General features: G+C 73.5%; 14 protein-coding genes. 8 read left to right on the forward strand and 6 right to left on the reverse strand.

The window, feature by feature from the left end; genetic code table 11:
* Positions 1-573: 573 nt before the first annotated feature.
* Entirely contained in the window at positions 574-1,188 is a 615-nt protein-coding gene (locus QF030_RS40185) for a hypothetical protein (protein WP_307167926.1), read from the reverse strand.
* Positions 1,189-1,869: 681 nt separating this feature from the next.
* On the reverse strand, positions 1,870-2,226 hold the full coding sequence (locus tag QF030_RS40190; protein ID WP_307167927.1) for a DUF3099 domain-containing protein: 357 nt from the start codon (positions 2,224-2,226) through the stop codon (positions 1,870-1,872).
* Positions 2,227-2,315: 89 nt separating this feature from the next.
* On the opposite strand from QF030_RS40190, the gene QF030_RS40195 reads away from it, so the two are divergent.
* Positions 2,316-2,462 carry a hypothetical protein gene (locus QF030_RS40195; protein ID WP_307167928.1) on the forward strand — a complete coding sequence of 49 codons (147 nt, stop codon included), beginning with the start codon at positions 2,316-2,318 and terminating at the stop codon, positions 2,460-2,462.
* Between the two features lie 58 nt (positions 2,463-2,520).
* Here the strand turns inward: QF030_RS40195 and qcrB are convergent, their stop codons facing one another.
* The 4 genes from qcrB to QF030_RS40215 form a co-directional block, all read right to left on the reverse strand.
* Positions 2,521-4,299 (reverse strand): cytochrome bc1 complex cytochrome b subunit, encoded by a 1,779-nt coding sequence (qcrB, locus tag QF030_RS40200; protein ID WP_307167929.1) that lies wholly within the window; start codon positions 4,297-4,299, stop codon positions 2,521-2,523.
* A gap of 408 nt (positions 4,300-4,707) precedes the next feature.
* Positions 4,708-6,249: an FAD-dependent oxidoreductase gene (locus QF030_RS40205; protein WP_307167930.1), complete on the reverse strand. Its 1,542-nt coding sequence runs from the start codon at positions 6,247-6,249 to the stop codon at positions 4,708-4,710.
* Between the two features lie 820 nt (positions 6,250-7,069).
* Complete coding sequence (gene pcaB, locus QF030_RS40210; RefSeq protein ID WP_307167931.1) at positions 7,070-8,506, reverse strand: 3-carboxy-cis,cis-muconate cycloisomerase; 1,437 nt, start codon at positions 8,504-8,506, stop codon at positions 7,070-7,072.
* The gene (locus QF030_RS40215; RefSeq protein WP_307167965.1) at positions 8,503-10,536 is read right to left on the reverse strand and encodes an FAD/NAD(P)-binding protein; all 2,034 of its coding nucleotides are present in this window, start codon (positions 10,534-10,536) and stop codon (positions 8,503-8,505) included. The genes pcaB and QF030_RS40215 overlap by 4 nt, the downstream gene beginning before the upstream one ends.
* A gap of 504 nt (positions 10,537-11,040) precedes the next feature.
* Between QF030_RS40215 and QF030_RS40220 the strand changes: the two genes are divergently transcribed.
* The 7 genes from QF030_RS40220 to QF030_RS40250 all read left to right on the forward strand — a co-directional run bounded on the left by QF030_RS40220 (position 11,041) and on the right by QF030_RS40250 (position 17,371).
* Positions 11,041-11,670: a hypothetical protein gene (locus tag QF030_RS40220; RefSeq protein WP_307167932.1), complete on the forward strand. Its 630-nt coding sequence runs from the start codon at positions 11,041-11,043 to the stop codon at positions 11,668-11,670.
* Entirely contained in the window at positions 11,667-11,882 is a 216-nt protein-coding gene (locus QF030_RS40225; protein WP_307167933.1) for a hypothetical protein, read from the forward strand. Before QF030_RS40220 ends, QF030_RS40225 begins: the two co-directional genes overlap by 4 nt.
* A gap of 199 nt (positions 11,883-12,081) precedes the next feature.
* Positions 12,082-13,089, forward strand: a complete 1,008-nt coding sequence (gene mvk / locus QF030_RS40230; RefSeq protein ID WP_307167934.1) for a mevalonate kinase — start codon at positions 12,082-12,084, stop codon at positions 13,087-13,089.
* Positions 13,079-14,134, forward strand: coding sequence for a diphosphomevalonate decarboxylase (gene mvaD, locus QF030_RS40235; RefSeq protein WP_307167935.1), 1,056 nt, complete (start codon positions 13,079-13,081; stop codon positions 14,132-14,134). The genes mvk and mvaD overlap by 11 nt, the downstream gene beginning before the upstream one ends.
* Positions 14,131-15,222, forward strand: coding sequence for a phosphomevalonate kinase (locus tag QF030_RS40240; RefSeq protein ID WP_307167936.1), 1,092 nt, complete (start codon positions 14,131-14,133; stop codon positions 15,220-15,222). The genes mvaD and QF030_RS40240 overlap by 4 nt, the downstream gene beginning before the upstream one ends.
* Positions 15,219-16,313 carry a type 2 isopentenyl-diphosphate Delta-isomerase gene (gene fni / locus QF030_RS40245; protein WP_307167937.1) on the forward strand — a complete coding sequence of 365 codons (1,095 nt, stop codon included), beginning with the start codon at positions 15,219-15,221 and terminating at the stop codon, positions 16,311-16,313. Before QF030_RS40240 ends, fni begins: the two co-directional genes overlap by 4 nt.
* The gene (locus QF030_RS40250; protein WP_307167938.1) at positions 16,310-17,371 is read left to right on the forward strand and encodes a hydroxymethylglutaryl-CoA reductase; all 1,062 of its coding nucleotides are present in this window, start codon (positions 16,310-16,312) and stop codon (positions 17,369-17,371) included. The genes fni and QF030_RS40250 overlap by 4 nt, the downstream gene beginning before the upstream one ends.
* The last annotated feature ends 1 nt before the right edge of the window (position 17,372 follow it).

The raw sequence follows: 17,372 nt of genomic DNA on the forward strand, positions 1-17,372 counted from the left end.
TCTGCCGGCTCACCGGCGACGCCGACGGCTTCCCGGTTCGGGGCGGCCACTCCCCCGGCCCGGCCAGGAGGACATGCCGCCGCGCGGCAGGGGGACCGGACGCGCTCACGCTCCGCCTCGCCCACGGGCGTGGCCCACCGGAACCCGGAGGCCGACGGGACCTGCTCAAGGTCCGGCCGGCCGGTCACGGCGGAGGACCCGCTCGTCACGAACGCTGCGACACGGCGCGCAAGGCCGCCGCCCGTCCCACGGGGAACGGGCGGCGGCCTTGCGCGATGCGGTCACACGGCGGGGCACCGCTTCGGTGCCCCGCGGCCGGGACGCGTCAGTCCGCGTACCGCGTACCGCACTTGGCGGTGGCGCCGATCCCGGCACGGGCGCGGGCGCGTGCGGCGAAGCCGGGAGGGAGGACGGACCGCGTGCGGCTGCCGGTGTGGGGGCCGCACGTCTTCAGCCCTCGCTCTTCGCCTGCTGGCCGCTGACGACGCCCCTGGTGTGGCTGATGAGGGTGCGGCACCGTCCGTTCATCCGATGACGTCGTGTGAGCACGCCCGCGTCCGAGCGGTGCTCCGGTCAGCCCGCCCACCGGGAGTCGAGCGCGATGGTCTGCAGGCGGTCGAGCGTGAGCGGGGGCTTCGGCCGCGTCACCGGGCCGCCCTCCGCGGAGGAGTTCACTTCCTGGACGATGACCCGGCGGCCGTCGGGGTGGAGGGTGTCGACCAGCCACACCACGGCGGAACCGCCTTTCTCCGATGCCCGCTTGGCCCGCTTCACCTGGGTGCCGTCGGCCAGGGTCAGCGCCTGGCACTCGATGTACTCTCCCTCGCAGCCCATGCGCCCCTCGAGGACGTCGCCCATGTCGTGCTGGGCGTTCACCCCGATCATGCTCTGCCCGTGGCCGTCGTCCCAGACCAGCGCGGCGTAGCCTTCCTGGCTCTGCTCGCCGGAGATCTTGCCGCCCCTGGGCAGCAGGGACTTCAGCACCCGGATCATCTGACGTCCGGACAGCGGACCGCCCGGGTCGGAGACCGCGGTGGACGGGGCCGAAGCACCGGTCTTGCCGCCGGCGGTCCGCGGTGCGGCGGCGGAGGCCTGCGCCGCCGCACCGAGCCCGAGGGCCAGGACGAGGCCGGCGGCGACGGCCACGCGGCGGCCCGGACGACGGCGTGCGGAGGTGTTCGTGTTCATGTGGTGGCTTCCTTCTCTGCTCGGAACGCGGGTGTTCTCTGCGTCGTGGGACGGCAGGTGGTGCGGGGCGCCGAACGCCGCCCGGGCGCACAGGTGTCCCGGTGCACAAGCGCGGGGTGGTGGTTGTCGTGCTGCCGGCCGGGGCGGTCGTGCCGCCTCGGCCGGTGCGACATCCACAGATTCCAGGACGCCGGGGACCCCCGGCAACAGCTGCCCCCATACCCGGGACAGCGGGACCGTCCCACCCCCGTCGACCTGCGGAAAAAGAGAGACCCGGGACGCTGTTCCGGGATGCGGGACGACTCGCGCCGCACCGGCCGGCCATCGGATGCGGCCGACGTCGCCCGTCAGCCGCCGGTTTGCGCCCCCGCCGCCGGCGGCGGTGGCCGTGGGGACCCGGGCCGACGAGGCCTGCGGTACCCGTAGACGGTGCTGCGGTACCCGTAGGGGGGCGGGCCCTTGATGCCGGTGGGAGGGAACGGGCGGGCGTGGTCGCGGATGCGACACGGTCCACCTACCCGCCGGGAGCGCCGGCTTGCGGCCGGCTCGTGTCGCGCCGTCGGCGGGCGGGGCCCGGGCGGCAGGGCCGTCTGCAGGGCAGGCGGCGCGTGCGGGAGGCGGGCGGCGGCAGCGCCGGGCGGGAACCGGGCAGGGCGGAGCAGGAGCGGAGCAGGGGCCCGCTCAGGCCGCGTTGTTGCGTTCCGGCGGCAGGATGAGGGTGGGTTCGAGGGGCACGCGGGTGACGGGCTCGTCACGGACCTCGACCAGCGCGATCCGGGTTCCGCGCTGCTGGCGCCACCCCGCCTGCGCGGCGACCACCGCGACGTAGGGGATGACCACCCCGGCGACGAGGGCGCAGACGGCGACGGCGGGCCAGCGGCTCCAGGTGACGGCCATCAGGACCACACAGGCGCTGCGCACCAGCATGGCCACGATGTAGCGGCGCTGGCGCCCGCGCAGATCCTCCGACAGGCCGGTGCGCGCCCGGGTGATGGACTCGGTCCGGGGTCCGGCCCGGCGCCAGGGGGTGCGGCTCATAGGGGGCCTCCGTCGACGCTCCGGCGTCGGCGCCGGAAAGGGGGCCCGCCCGGTCGGGCGGGCATCGTGCGCTGTGCGGGTGTCCGCCGGTGCTGCGGGCGCGCCCGCTGCGTGGCGGCTCGTCCGTGCCGCAGGGCCGGATCACCGACGGCTCCCGCCGGACGGTGCGCGGCGCGGCGGTGACCGGCGGCCCGGTGACCGGTGCGACGACGGCGGCGCGGGTGACCGTCCCCTGATCACCCGCGCCGCCGCAGCCGGCCCGGTCCTGTGCGTGGCGCCTGCCGGGCCTTCGGGTCAGTGCAGTTCCTGGTCCGGTTCCCGCTCCCCGGCGGCGGGCCGCTCGCCGGATTCCAGGTGCCCGTTGGACGGGGCGTGCCCGTTGGACGAGGCGTGCCCGTTGGACGAGGCGTGCCCGTTGAGGGAGGCGTGCCCGTTGGACGGGGCGTGCCCGAGGTGTTCCAGGGCCTGCCGCATCTCCTGCGGCGTCGGCTTGGCGACCTGCCCGCCGTACAGCCAGCGGCTGAGCCGGTGGCGCAGCACCTCCTTGCGCAGCCGCGGGTTGGGCACGCCGTCCTGTCCCGCCGCGGGGGCCGGCAGTACCTCGCGTATCGGCCTGGACAGAAGGGTGTACTCCTGGTCGCGGTCGAGGCGTGCGTGCACCTCGACGAACTCGCCGTGCGGCAGGCGCTTGATCTTTCCGGTCTCGCGGCCGTGGAGGAGCTTGTCGCGGTCGCGCAGTTGCAGGCCGAGGCAGATCCGCCTGGTGACGATGTACGTCAGCGCCGGGACGAGGAAGATTCCGATCCGTACCGCCCAGGTGATCTGGTTCAGGGACAGATGGAAGCGTTCGGCCAGGACGTCGTTGGCGCCGCCGAAGAACAGCACCAGGTACAGCGAGACGAAGGCGATGCCGAACGAGGTGCGGGTGGGGTGGTCGCGGGGGCGGTCCAGGAGGTGGTGTTCGCGTTTGTCGCCGGTGACCCAGGCTTCCAGGAACGGCCACAGGGCGATCACCGCCATCATCACGGTGGGCAGGATGACGGCCGGGAGCAGGACGCCCATGTTGACGGTGTAGCCGCCGGGCAGGACGAACTCCCAGGCGGGCATGGCGCGCAGGGCGCCTTCGAGGAAGCCCATGTACCAGTCGGGCTGGGAGCCCTGGGAGATCTGGTCGGCGCGGTAGGGGCCGTAGGTCCACACGGGGTTGATCTGGGCGATGCCGGCCAGCAGCGCGAGCAGGCCGGAGACGAGGAAGAAGAACCCGCCGGCCTTGGCCGTGTACACCGGCATCAGGGGCTGGCCGACGACGTTGTTCTCGGTGCGGCCGGGGCCCGGGAACTGGGTGTGCTTGTGGTAGAAGACGTAGATCAGGTGGATGGTGACCAGGGCCAGGATGATGCCCGGGAGCAGCAGGATGTGGATGCTGTAGAACCGGGGGATGATGTCGTGGCTGGGGTATTCGCCGCCGAACAGGAACATCGTCAGGTAGGTGCCGACCACCGGGATGGCGAGCGTGACGCCTTCGGCGATGCGCAGGCCGGTGCCGGAGAGCAGGTCGTCGGGGAGTGAGTAGCCGACGAAGCCTTCCAGGGTGACCAGGACGAGCAGGGTGAAGCCGATCAGCCAGTTGACCTCGCGCGGCCTGCGGAACGATCCGGTGAGGAAGTGGCGCAGCGTGTGGATGCAGAGCGCGGCGATCATGACCAGGGCCGACCAGTGGTGCAGCTGGCGGATGAGCAGGCCGCCGCGTACGTCGAAGGTGATGTCGAGGGTGGAGGAGTAGGCCTGGGACATCGGGATGCCCTGCAGCGGGACGTGTGATCCCTGGTAGACGGTCTCCGTCATGCTCGGGTCGAAGAACATGGTGAGCCAGACACCGGTGAGCAGCAGCACGATGAAGCTGTAGAGCGCTATCTCACCGAACATGAACGTCCAGTGGTCGGGAAAGACCTTGCGGATCAGGAACCGGAAGTTGTAGATCCCGAGCCGCTCGTCGGCCCAGTCGGCGACGCGCTCGCCTTTTGGCGCCGTGGTGCGCGCGCTGTGCGGCACCCTCTCCTCGGTCGTGCTCATACCCGCGCACCCTCCCCTCGCCGCTCGGCTGTCACAGGCACACCCGGTCCGGCCGGTGAGCGGTCGGTGGTGAGGGCGGCCTGCCGCGGCGCAAGCGGGCCCGTGCCCTGGAGCGGATGAAACGCTATCCACGCGCGGCCAAACAGAACAACCGCGCTCAAGCGAGACTCAAGTGTGAACTCAAGTGATTCTTGAGCGAGTTGTGAGCGGCCTCGGTGCAGGCCGCTCCCCTGCGCGGGCAACCGGCCTTGTCTTTCCGGCCGGTTGGCGGTGTGCGGCCGTGGCGTGTCGGCCAAGTAGGCATCTTTTTGCGGTACTTGCTCCACTGCCGTCATGTCCGGAGCGTAGGGCAGCGTTTTTCGGCCCGCGACGGTGTGCAACGCGCCAGGTGGCCGGAAAGCGGGGTGTTCACGGTCTCTTTCGCTCGCCGGCCGGTGCTGCGGCCGGCCAGTGGGCCGAGGAGCCGCCGGGCCGCGGCCCGGCGGAGCCGGCGGAGACCCCGATGGCCGGCGGCGTCGGTGCGAGGGGGCGGCGCCGGCGGGCGTGGAGGCCGTGGGTGAGGCTGGGCGGCGTCGCGGGGGCCGGGTCGCGCCGGGGGCGCAGTGCGGCCCGCAGCGCGTGCGTGCGCAGCGCCGCGGCGGGCGTCTCGAAGCACTGGTGCAGGTGGAGCAGCAGGGTCGCCGCGTGCCGGTCGGTGGTCGCGGCGGCGGCGATCCGGGAGGCGTAGCGCCTGCCGAGCCGGGCGCGCAGCCCGGCCGGCGGGTCCTGGCCCGGGTCCGCCGGGTGCGGGGTGCGGGTGCTCAGCCGCCAGGCGGGGGCGATGCGGTGGGCGAGGGCCCGGCGCAGGCGGTGGCTGATGCCGATGGCGGTGCCGTGGGCGGCGAGCATGTCGTCCAGGACGAGGGCGCACTGCACGGCGAGTGTCATGCCGTGGCCGTGGGCCGGGTCGAGGGCGGCGAGGGCGTCGCCGACGACGAGGAACTGGTCGGGCCAGCGGCGCAGTCTGTCGTAGTGGCGCCAGCGGCTCTCGGTGCGGCTGCAACTGTAGACGGGGCCGAGCGGGGTGGCCGTCTCGATGAGGTCGCGCAGCAGCGGGCTGCGCAGGGCGCCGGCGGCTCGCAGCAGTTCCTCGTGGTCGGTGGGCGGCGGTGTGCCGTCGCCGGTGCTGAGCGACACCGACCAGCGGCCGCCCTCGACGGGGTGGAGCATGCCCTGGCGCGGGTCGCCGGCAGAGGCCATGAGCATCAGGCTCTTCCAGTCGGCGACATGGCCGACGGGCGGCGCGTACAGGGTGGTGGCGTACGCGGTCCGGGCGTCGGCCACGGATTCGGCGGGTGGTTCGTAGCCGAGTTCGGCGAGCCACTTCGGGGCGCGCGAGCCGCGTCCGGAGGCGTCCACGACGAACTCGGCCGGGATCAGCCGGCGGGGGGTCCAGCCGTCGGGCGCCTTGCGGTCCCGGCCGCGTGCCCAGACGCCGGTGACGGTGTCCTGGGGGCCCGGCTGCAGGGCGACGACCTCGTGTTCCGGCAGGAAGGACACCCTGGGGTCGGCACGCAGCCGGTCGCGTATCGCCGAGTCGAGGAGGTCACGGCCGGCACTGAGCATCGACAGGCCCGAGTCGAAGCGGGGCAGCCAGCCGGCCGGGCCGAGCAGCAGTACGTCCTCGGGGAGGCGGACATGGACCGCTCCGGCACGGGCGAGGTCCTGGCCGATGCCGGGGAACAGCCGCTCCAGGCCCTGGTGGGCGGCGGTCATGAGGCTGTGGGTGTGCCGTGCCTGGGGTACTCCTCGGCGGCGGCCGGGTCCGCGGGGCAGCCGGTCGCGCTCGATCACGGTGACGTGGTCCATGAAGTTGGCCAGGGCCCGCGCCGCGGTGAGCCCGGCGATGCTCGAACCGATCACCACGGCGTGGCCGTGGCCGCCGCCCCCGTCGACAACACGTGCGTCCATACTCAACTGGGCCGCCTCCCCTGTGCGTTGTGGTTGCATCATGCGGTGCGGGGCCGTCTGCGCGGCCAGGTTGTGCGGCGCCTCGAGCGGCCTTCGAGGCAGACCCGAGGAGGACTCGAGCGGGGATCCCGGGCGGGCGCCGCGCCAGGGGCGGCAGGACCTGGGCGGCAGACGCCGTCCCCCCGTCCAGACCGGGCCGTCTTGCGCGGCCGTCTTGCGCGGCCGTCTTGCGCGGCCGGAAGGGCGGCTGCCACCCGTCCCCGGCGCCTCCCCGCGCCGGGACCGATGCGCCCGGCCCAAAGCGGGAGACGTCACGGACGCCACCGGGGACGGCACGGCGCGAACCCGGCCCCGGCAGCGTCCGGCACATGACCGGCGCAGGGCCCCTTCGACCACGCCGCGGCCGGCTCTCCCCCGGCCGGGAGAACCCCCGCGAGCGGCGGCGCCCGGCCGGCGGATGTCTGGTGGGAACGGCACGTGCCCGTAAGGGATGGCGGCTGCCGGGCCGGAAGGGCGTGCCCGGCCGGGACGGCGGCGTACGCACGATCGGGACGGCGGATGCCGCACGGAACGACGTACGCCCGGCCGGGACGGCGTACCCGGCCCGTGCCGGTCGGCGCTCCGCGGCCCGCCCGGATGCAACCCGGGCGGGTGCGGGCGACGCCGGCCGGCCTGCGCACCCGGCATGCCCGTCAGGCCGCCGAGGCCGTGGGGACCCGTCAGGCCGTCGGGGTCCGCCAAGGTGCCGGGGCCGCCGGGGTCCGCCAAGGTGCCGGGGGGTGTGGGGGGCCGGCAAGGTGCCGGGGGGTGTGGGGGGCCGTCAGGGTGCCGGGGGGTGTGGGGGGCCGGTTTCGGTGAGGGCTCGGTCCACCAGCGGGCCGGCGGCGCCCGTGTAGCCGGCCGGGTCGAGCAGTGTGGCCACCTCCTCCGGGCTGAGCACGCCTGCCAGTTGGGGGGTCTGGCCCAGTACGTCGGCCAGGGGCAGACCGGTGCGGGAGGCCAGCAGTGAGGCCTGGGTCAGCAGTTCCCTGGCGGCCGTCTTGCCGATGCGGGGCGCCAGGACGGCCGAGACCCGTTCGGTGAGGAGCTGTCCGCCGGTCGCCTTGAGGTTGGCGCGCATGCGCTGGGGGTGGACGGTGAGTCCGCGGGTGAGTTCGGCCGCCGTGTGCGCGGCGCCGCCGGTGAGCCGCAGGGCCTCGCGCAGCGGCTGCCACTCCGCGTGCCACATGCCGGCCGAGCGTTCGTCCTCGGTGGGCAGACACTGCATCAGTACGGTGGCCAGGGCGGGCACCTGCAGGGCGGCGGAGCGGATCAGGGTGGCGAGCACGGGGTTGCGTTTGTGCGGCATCGCCGACGAGGCGCCCCGTCCGGCGACGGCGCCTTCGGCGACCTCGCCGATCTCGGTCCGGGTGAGCACCAGTACGTCCGCGGCGATCTTGCCGAGGGCGCCGGTGGTGTGGGCGAGGGCGGCTCCCAGGTCGGCGACGGGGGTGCGCAGGGCGTGCCAGGGCAGTACGGGGGCGCTCAGGCCCGTCTCGTCGGCGAACGCGGCGCCGAGTTCGCCGGGCAGGGCCGCGGGGTCCGCGTCGTGGCCGGCGTACTGCAGGTAGCCGGCCAGGGTTCCGGCCGCGCCGCCGAGCGCGACCGGGAGCGTGCCGGCGACCCGTTCGAGGCGTTCGGCGGCGTCCAGGACCAGTTGCCGCCATCCGGCCGCCTTGAGTCCGAAGGTGGTGGGCACGGCGTGCAGGGCGAGGGTGCGGCCCGCCATCACGGTGTCGCGGTGTGCGGCCGCGAGGGCGGCCAGCGCCTGGGCGACGGTGCGCAGATCGGCGGTGATCAGGCGCAGGGCGCGCTGGGCCACCAGCATGGCGCCGGTGTCGAAGACGTCCTGGCTGGTCGAGCCGCGGTGTACGTACTCGGCGGCCTGCGGGCAGCGTTGCGCGACCACCGCGGTCAGCGCCTTGACCAGGCCCACGACCGGGTTCGCGGTCTCCCGGGCGGCCAGGGCCAGTTCGCGCAGGTCGAGCAGGTCCGCGCGGGCGGCGGCGGTGATGGCGGCGGCCGCCTGGGCGGGGACCGTGCCGCAGCGGGCCTGGGCGCGGGCCAGGGCCGCCTCCGCGTCGAGCATGGCCTGCAGCCAGGCGCTGTCGCCGACGGCGGCCTCGACGGGGGTGCCCGCCCGGACCGGGGAGAGCAGCCCCGCGTCCAGGTGGGCGGACACCGTTTCGGCCTGCGAGAACGCGTGCGCGGTAGTCATATGCGTGCCTTCTGGCTGACGGTGTCCCGCTGCGTCACGGCGGTGGGAAGGCCGGGCAGGGCGAGGACCGCCGCCGCGATGGCGTCGGAGTCCTCGAGGGTGACCGAGCCGACGCCGGGCCGGATGCCGGCGGCGGTCACCCAGTGCACGGACTCGGTGGGCACCCCGTAGGCGAAGCGCCGCGGATGCGGTACGCCCTGGCCGTCGATCAGGTGGTAGGGCCGTTCGGACACGGCGAGGCCGCCGGTCTCGTAGTGCGGGCCGCCGCTGCCGTCGTCGCCGGGAATGCGGTACGGACGGCATCCTCCGGTGCGCAGCAGCCGGCTCATCAGCGGGTCGGCGGTGCGCCGCAGGTCGATCTCGGGCAGGCGGGCCTCGATGAGGACGGTGGCCCGCACCCGCACGTCCGCTATCTCGCTGGAGGTGGCGGTGAAGCAGGGGCCGAGCGGGTCGTGCGGGTCGGCGCCGACCTGCAGTCCGGGGCCGGTGACGTCGAGGATGCCCGCGTCGATGAGCGCGGCCATCTCCTCGATGCGGGAGGCGGGGGGGCCGATGGACAGGTAGGCGTTGAGCGGGGTGTACCAGCCGTCGAGGTCGTTGCGGTGGGAGGCGGCGGTCAGGCCGGCGTGGTCGACGGCGAGCCGCAGCTCGTTGCGCAGGTCGCGCAGGACGTCGAGGGCGGCCTTGACCGGTCCGCTGACGTTGCCCTGGCGGGCCAGGCGGACGTCGTCGTCGAGGTGGGCGCGCAGCCAGCCGCGGAAGGCGGCCTGGTCGGCGAAGACGCGGTCGCCGTAGGGGCGTGCGACGCGCTGCCAGTCCCAGCGCTCGGCGGGGGTGATGCCGCCGGCGTCGAGGAGTTCGTCCTCGGCCGCGCCCGGTTCGGCTTCCAGGTAGGCCTCGACGAACCCCTCGACGAGGCCGGGGAGTTCGCCGCGGGCCGTGAGCAGGGCCGCGTAGTAGACGCCGCACACCTCCTTGGAGATCAGCGGCCACAGGTCGGCGGCGAAGTCGATGGCGCCGCGGCGGGGTGTGCGGGCGCGCAGGCCGGCGATGTACCCGGCCGTCAGGAGGCGGGGGTGGTAGCGGCCGTGGGGGCCCTTCTCGTTCTCGCCGCGCGCCTGGTAGGGCACGCCGCGGCGCGAGCCGGCGTACAGGCGCGGTTCGCGGCCCGAGGGCCGGTAGCGCAGCCGGCCGTCGACGCGGGTGAAGACGCCGCCCCTGCCGTGGGTGAACAGGGCCAGGTAGTCGAAGAAGTTGAGTCCCAGTCCGCGCAGCAGTACGTGCTCGCCGGGCCGGATGCCCGACAGGTCCACGTCGGCCGGGTTGGCGGGGGGCAGGTAGGTGAGCTGGTGGTGTTCGGCGTACCGGGCCAGTTCCCGTTCGGTTCGTGTGGGCTGTGCCGGTACGTGGCCCTGGGCCAGGACGACCGCGGACAGGCCGGTCAGGCGGGTGCCGTCCTCCAGGACGACGGTCTGCGGTGCGGGCTGCCCGGCCGGGGCGCCGTCGTCTTCGAGGGCGACGGCGCGCAGGGGGTGCGTGCGTACCGTGACGTGGGCGGCGGCGCCTGCGACGACCCGCTGGAAGGCCCAGGTGAGATAGGAGCCGTACAGGGCGCGGGTGGGGTAGGTGTCGGGGCCCAGGCGGCGTGCTTCGGCGAGGATCTGGTCGTCGTAGCCGGCGTGCGGGGCGGCCTCGAGGGTGTGCGAGACGAGGGCTTTGGCCCACTGGTACAGGCTGGGGCCCTCGTCCAGCGGTCCGTCGATGCGGACGCTGGCGTCGGTGTAGACCGTGACCTGGCAGGACACGGTGTTCATCAGCAGGTGCCGGGACTGTGTGGGGCGCCATACCCGTCCCGAGCCCGGCGGGTCGGGGTCGACGACGTGCACGGTGACGGTGTCCCAGCGGGGCGACTTCCGTTCCTGTGCGCTGAGCCGTTCCAGTACGGACAGGCCCCGCGGTCCTGCGCCGACGAGGCACACCTCCAAGTGCGTCGACGCTTCGCCGCCGTGGGACGCGGCGGATTCCCCGATGTCCGCGGAGCTGCGTGCGATCGGGTCGTCCAGAACATATCGAACGGCCGCCGTCACGGGCGGCCCTGCGGTGCGTACGGCGCTTACTGCGCGTTCGCCTCCATGCGTACCGTCCACAAGTGCCTCCTTCCTCCGCCACGTTCGGTGCAGGCGCTCAATCAGTGCTTGGACCTGGATGGAACCCGGCTCGAGAAGCGGGGGCGGGAAAGGGGCCGGCGTGTCCGGGCGGGGCGGGCGGTCATCTCCGGCGGGCCCCGAACGGGGCTGTATCGGGACTCCAGCAACGGTCGGTACGTTCGTCGAAAAGCAGTACCGGACCTTCCCCGGGGCCGGGAGCCACGCCGACAGGGCCGGGATATGGAAAGGGAACGCGGAGTTCCCTCCATGGCAGCGGTCGATGACGCGTGCAAAATTTTCACGCTCCGAAATCACCGGCAGTCATGGGGAACTCCCATGCGGTTCATGACGGTTGCGGAGGGCGAGCCGCCTCATGGAGGAGATTCGATGACGACCGACCCGTGCCCCAGACAGCACGCCCGAGAGAGCCGCGCGGCCGGCGGGTCCGTCCTTTGTGCCGCCTGCGTCAGCCAGACGGCACGCAATCTGCGGGCGCTTCCCGGCCTCCACCAGGAGTCTTTGCACCAGGTGGCGCCGGCGTCCCGGCGCAGCAATCCCACCAGGGTGTCGGGAAGCCGCAGGCGAGATCACCTGAACATCGCGGTTCTCGACGCCCGTTACCACATCCTTGCCACGCTCGAGTCCTGGTCGGAAATCGTCGTGGAGGAGCTCGGCGCCGTCTTTCCGGCCCGTTCGGTTCCCCGGCTGGCCGAGTTTCTGGGACGGCACCTGGAGTGGATCGTGTCCCAGCCCCCGGCTGCCGATTTCGCGGACGAGATCGAAAGTCTCGTCGGTGAAATGCGCAGCACGATAGACCCCGAGCCCGGGAGCCTTCACACACTGATCCGCACGTGTGTCATGGACGACTGCGCGGGGACGATCAGCGCCTCTTTGAAGAACAGTCAGAACACGGGGAGCAGAAGCATTGAGTGCTCCGCCGGGCATTCATGGGAAACGCACGAATGGCTGCGCCTGAGGCAGCTCATGGAGCGGCAGCGAAAGGGTGTCGACGCATGATGAAACCGCCACGCCACAGGCTTGTTCCCACGAATGTGGCCGCGCTCGCCGCCGGGGTGTCCGAGGCGACCATCCGCAAGTGGGTGAGCCGCGGGAAGATCACCCGCTACGGCGCGCCGAACTGCCGCTCGGAGTTCGACATCGACGAGCTCACGGAGATCGCCCTGCAGCGCCGGTCCGGTCCCCCACCCGGCCGGCACGCGGGCCGGTGACCTTTCCCGCAGCGCGCGCCGCGCCGTTGTCGGCGCCGGACCGCGGCAGCCGGCGGGTTGCCCGCTCGGGGCGGGGCGCCGGTCCCGGCCCCGCACGGCATGCAGCACATCGGAGCCGGCCCGGCGCCCGGTCTCATTTCTTCCAATCGATCTGGACGATGCGATCTCTATGCAGAAACGACAAGGGGAGCTGAGTGCGTTGACGCTACCGACCTCAGTGGAGGGGGTCTCCAAAGACCACCGGGTTCGCTCGGTCGGCATCGGCCGCGCCCACGCCAAGGCCATTTTGCTGGGCGAGCACGCGGTCGTCTACGGGACCCCTGCGCTCGCTCTGCCGATTCCGCAGCTGACGGTCACGGCCAGCGCGGGTTGGTCTTCGGGCGCCGGTGACGCCCAGGGCGACTTGTCCTTCACCATGACCGGTTCCGCCTCCCGGGCGGTGGTGACCCAGGCCTCCGACGGTCTGCGGCGGCTGGCGGCGGCCTTCAGGGCGCGGATGGGCGTGCCGGGGCGGCCGCACCTGGACGTGATTCTCGACGGCGCCATCCCGCCCGGGCGGGGGCTGGGCTCCAGTGCGGCGAACTCGCGGGCGATCGTCCTGGCGCTGGCCGACCTCTTCGGCCGCGACCTGAGCGAGCAGACGGCGTTCGACCTGGTGCAGACGGCGGAGAACGTGACGCACGGCCGGGCCAGCGGCGTCGACGCGGTGACCGTCGGCGCGTCGGCGCCGCTGCTGTTCCACGAGGGCCGGTCGCAGGAACTGAGCGTCGGCTGCGAGGGCTTGTTCATCATCGCCGACAGCGGCACCGCCGGCAGCACCAGGGAAGCCGTGGAGCTGCTGCGGGAGGGGTTCGGGCGGGAGGCCGCGGCGCAGGGGCGGTTCCTGCGCCGTGCCGCGCAGCTCGTCGGCGAGGCCCAGCAGGCCCTCGCCGAGGGCGACCCGGGCGCGCTGGGCGAGCGGATGAGCGACTATCACCGGCTGCTGGCCGCGGCCGGGCTGAGCACGAGCAGGATCGACACGATGGTCGAGGCCGCGCTGGGGGCGGGCAGCCTCGGCGCGAAGATCACCGGTGGTGGTCTGGGCGGCTGCGTGCTGGCCCTCACCCAGCCGGAGCGGGCGCGGCAGGTCGCCGGGCAGCTGCACGAGGCCGGCGCCGTGCAGACGTGGGTCGTGCCGCTGAGGAGGCTCGCCGATCATGCGCTCTGAACAGCGGACCGTGCCGGTGCCCGCGGGCCGCGGCAGCGGGGCGGGGACCGCCACCGCCGTCGCGCATCCCAACATCGCGCTGGTGAAGTACTGGGGCAAGCGCGACGAGCGGCTGTTCCTGCCCCGCACCGACAGCCTGTCGATGACCCTGGACATCTTCCCGACGACCACCCGGGTGCGGCTCGCCCCCGGGGCGGAGCACGACACGCTCACCTTCAACGGCGCACCCGCGACGGGAGAGGCCCGCCGGCGGATCGCGGCGTTCCTGGACCTCGTGCGGGAGCGGGCCGCACTGGGCCACCGGGCCGTCGTCGACACCGTCAACACCGTCCCCACCGGGGCGGGTCTGGCGTCCTCGGCCAGCGGATTCGCGGCGCTGGCCGTCGCCGCCGCCGCCGCGTACGGGCTGGCGCTGGACGCCACCGCGCTGTCGCGGCTGGCCCGGCGCGGATCCGGGTCGGCCTCGCGGTCGCTGTTCGGCGATTTCGCCGTCTGGCACGCCGGTGTGAGCGCCGGCACGGCCGAGCAGGCGGATCTGAGTTCGTACGCCGAACCGGTGCACGCCGCGCCGCTCGATCCGGCGCTGGTCATCGCGGTCGTCGACGCGGGCCCCAAGGCGGTCTCCAGCCGTGAGGCGATGCGCCGCACCGTCGGCACCTCGCCGCTGTACGAGCCGTGGGCGCACTCCAGCGGGGCCGACCTGGCCGACATGCGGGCGGCGCTGGGCCGCGGCGACCTGGAGGCGGTGGGAGAGATCGCGGAACGCAACGCGCTCGGCATGCACGCCACGATGCTGGCGGCGCGTCCCGCGGTGCGGTACATGTCGCCGGCCTCGCTCACCGTGCTGGACAGCGTGCTGCAGCTGCGGCGCGAGGGCACGGCGGCCTACGCGACCATGGACGCCGGGCCGAACGTGAAGGTGCTGTGCCGGCGCGCGGACGCGCAGCGGGTGGCCGCGGCCGTGCGCAGTGCCGTCCCGGGCCGCGCGGTGCACATCGCCGGGCCGGGCCCGGGCGCCCGTCTGCTGAGCGAGGACGGGCGATGACCTCCCGGGGCACGGTCGTGCGGCGCGCGCCGGGCAAGCTGTTCGTCGCGGGCGAGTACGCGGTGGTGGACCCCGGCAACACGGCGATCCTGGTGGCGGTCGACCGGTACATCACCGTCACCGTGTCCCACACGGACTTCGCCGGTGTCGTGATCTCCTCCGACCTGTTCGCGCAGCCGGTGCGCAGGCAGTGGCGGGACGGCCGGCTGAGCACAGGCGGCGAGGAGGCGGCCCATGTGGTGGCCGCGATCGAGACCGTGGGCGAGCTGCTGGCCGAACGCGGCCTGGCGGTGCCCGCGCTGAGCGTGTCGGTCACCAGCACGCTGCACGAGGCGGGCCGCAAGTACGGCCTGGGCTCCAGCGGCGCGGTGACGGTGGCGACGGTCGCCGCCGTGGCGTCGTACTGCGGGCTCGAGCTCTCCCGTGAGGCGCGGTTGCGTCTCGCGCTGCTCGCCGGCGCCCGCGTCGATCCCACGGGCTCCGGCGGTGATCTCGCCGCCGCCGCCTTCGGCGGCTGGATCGCCTACCGGGCGCCCGACCGCGGCGAGGTGCTCGCCCTGGCGCGCAGCCGGGGCGTCGAGGCGGCGCTCGCCGCCTGCTGGCCGGGGTTCTCGGTGCGCCGGCTGCCGCCGCCCAGCGGGCTGCGGCTGGAGGTCGGCTGGACGGGCAGCCCGGCCTCCACCACCTCCCTGGTGTCCGGTCTGCACCGGCGGGCCTGGCGGGGCAGCGCCTCGCACCGCGCGTTCGTGGACCGCACACACGACGTCGTCCGGGCCTCGGTCGACGCGCTCGAGACCGGCGACGGCCCCGGCCTGCTGCGCCAGATCCGGCGCGCCCGGCAGGAGCTGGCCCGTCTCGACGACGAAGTCGGCCTGGGCATCTTCACGCCCCAGCTGAGGGCACTGTGCGCCGCCGCGGAGAACGCCGGCGGCGCGGCCAAGCCCTCGGGGGCGGGGGGAGGCGACTGCGGCATCGCCCTGCTGGACGCCGAGGCCGCGCACGATCTGTCGCTGTTACGGCAACGGTGGGCCGCGGCCGGGGTGCTGCCCCTGCCGGTTCGTCCCGCCATGGAAAGGAACGAGGAATGACCAGCGCTCAGCGCAAGGACGACCACGTCCGGCTCGCCCTGGAGCAGCAGCACACGCACAGCGGACGCAACCAGTTCGACGAGGTGTCCTTCGTCCACCATGCCCTGGCCGGCATCGACCGGCCGGACGTGTCCTTGGCCACGACGTTCGCCGGCATCACCTGGCGGGCGCCGCTCTACATCAACGCGATGACCGGCGGCAGCGTCAAGACCGGTGCCATCAACCGGGACCTGGCCATCGCCGCCCGGGAGAGCGGGGTGGCCATCGCCTCGGGCTCCATGCACGCCTACTTCAAGGACCCCTCGTGCGCGGACACCTTCCGGGTGCTGCGCGAGGAGAACCCGGACGGGTTCGTCATGGCGAACGTCAACGCGACGGCGTCGACGGACAACGCGCGGCGCGCCATCGACCTGATCCGGGCCGACGCCCTGCAGATCCACCTCAACACGGCGCAGGAGACGCCCATGCCGGAGGGGGACCGCTCCTTCGGGTCCTGGGCGGCGCAGATCGAGCGGATCGCGGCGGCCGTCGACGTCCCCGTCATCGTCAAGGAGGTCGGCAACGGGCTGAGCCGTCAGACGATCCTGGCGCTGGTGAACCTGGGCGTCGCGGCGGCCGACGTCAGCGGCCGGGGCGGCACGGACTTCGCCCGGATCGAGAACGGCCGGCGTGAACTCGCCGACTACGCCTACCTGCACGACTGGGGGCAGTCCACCGCCGCCTGCCTGCTGGACGCGCAGGACAGCGGCCTGCCCCTGCTGGCCTCGGGCGGTGTCCGCAACCCGCTCGACGTCGCGCGCGCCCTCGCCCTGGGCGCCGGCGCCGTCGGATCGTCCGGCGGGTTCCTGCGCGTGCTGCTCGACGGCGGCGTGCCGGCGCTGATCGCGCGGCTCGCGGCGTGGCTCGAGCAGCTGGCGGCCCTGCAGACCATGCTCGGCGCCCGCACACCGGCCGACCTCGCACGCTGCGATCTGCTGATCCACGGCGATCTGAGGTCCTTCTGCAGCGACCGGGGCGTCGACACGCGGCGCCTCGCCCAGCGTTCCAGCTCCATCGACGCCCTCCACGAGATGACGGGAAGCACACGATGACTGATGCCCACGCGATCGCCGGCATCCCGATGAGGTGGGTGGGCCCCCTGCGCATCTCGGGGAACGTCGCCGACACCGAGATCCAGGTACCGCTCGCCACCTACGAGTCGCCGCTGTGGCCCTCCGTGGGGCGCGGCGCGAAGGTCTCCCGGCTGGCCGAGAAGGGGATCGTCGCCACCCTCGTCGACGAGCGGATGACCCGCTCGGTCCTCGTCGAGGCGACCGACGCGCAGACCGCGCTCACGGCCGCGCGGACCATCGAGGCCCGCATCGACGAGCTGCGCGAAGTGGTGCGCGGCTGCAGCCGGTTCGCCCAGCTGATCGGCGTCCGGCACGAGATCACGGCCAACCTGCTGTTCATCCGGTTCGAGTTCTCCACCGGTGACGCCTCCGGGCACAACATGGCCACCCTGGCCTCCGACGCGCTGCTGGGGCACCTGCTGCAGAGCGTCGAGGGCATCTCCTACGGATCGATCTCGGCGAACTACTGCACGGACAAGAAGGCCACCGCCATCAACGGCATCCTGGGCCGCGGCAAGAACGTGGTCACCGAGCTGCTGGTGCCGCGTGAGGTGGTGGCCGGGGTCCTGCACACGACGGCCGCGAAGATCGTCGAGCTGAACATCCGCAAGAACCTGCTCGGGACCCTGCTCGCCGGCGGTGTCCGCTCGGCGAACGCCCACTACGCGAACATGCTGCTCGCGTTCTACCTGGCGACCGGCCAGGACGCGGCCAACATCGTCGAGGGCTCGCAGGGCGTCGTCATGGCCGAGGACCGCGACGGCGACCTCTACTTCTCCTGCACCCTGCCGAACCTGATCGTGGGCACCGTGGGCAACGGCAAGGGCCTGGGGTTCGTGGAGACGAACCTGACCCGGCTGGGCTGCAAGGCCGACCGCGAGCCCGGCGCCAACGCCCGCCGGCTCGCCGTCCTGGCGGCGGCCACGGTGCTGTGCGGTGAGCTCTCGCTGCTCGCGGCGCAGACCAATCCGGGTGAACTCATGCGCGCGCACGTCCAGTTGGAACGCGACAACACGACCGCGAAGGTTGGTGTATGAG

Source organism: Streptomyces rishiriensis (assembly GCF_030815485.1).
GTDB lineage: Bacteria > Actinomycetota > Actinomycetes > Streptomycetales > Streptomycetaceae > Streptomyces > Streptomyces rishiriensis_A.

What these genes read in the sequence shown, in the direction of transcription:
- mvaD (WP_307167935.1), top strand. Translation starts at nt 13,079, where the DNA reads ATGCGCTCTGAACAGCGGACCGTGCCGGTGCCCGCGGGCCGCGGCAGC.
- QF030_RS40205 (WP_307167930.1), bottom strand. Translation starts at nt 6,249, where the DNA reads ATGGACGCACGTGTTGTCGACGGGGGCGGCGGCCACGGCCACGCCGTG.
- QF030_RS40225 (WP_307167933.1), top strand. Translation starts at nt 11,667, where the DNA reads ATGATGAAACCGCCACGCCACAGGCTTGTTCCCACGAATGTGGCCGCG.
- QF030_RS40185 (WP_307167926.1), bottom strand. Translation starts at nt 1,188, where the DNA reads ATGAACACGAACACCTCCGCACGCCGTCGTCCGGGCCGCCGCGTGGCC.
- fni (WP_307167937.1), top strand. Translation starts at nt 15,219, where the DNA reads ATGACCAGCGCTCAGCGCAAGGACGACCACGTCCGGCTCGCCCTGGAG.
- QF030_RS40220 (WP_307167932.1), top strand. Translation starts at nt 11,041, where the DNA reads ATGACGACCGACCCGTGCCCCAGACAGCACGCCCGAGAGAGCCGCGCG.
- QF030_RS40240 (WP_307167936.1), top strand. Translation starts at nt 14,131, where the DNA reads ATGACCTCCCGGGGCACGGTCGTGCGGCGCGCGCCGGGCAAGCTGTTC.
- pcaB (WP_307167931.1), bottom strand. Translation starts at nt 8,506, where the DNA reads ATGACTACCGCGCACGCGTTCTCGCAGGCCGAAACGGTGTCCGCCCAC.
- QF030_RS40190 (WP_307167927.1), bottom strand. Translation starts at nt 2,226, where the DNA reads ATGAGCCGCACCCCCTGGCGCCGGGCCGGACCCCGGACCGAGTCCATC.
- QF030_RS40250 (WP_307167938.1), top strand. Translation starts at nt 16,310, where the DNA reads ATGACTGATGCCCACGCGATCGCCGGCATCCCGATGAGGTGGGTGGGC.
- qcrB (WP_307167929.1), bottom strand. Translation starts at nt 4,299, where the DNA reads ATGAGCACGACCGAGGAGAGGGTGCCGCACAGCGCGCGCACCACGGCG.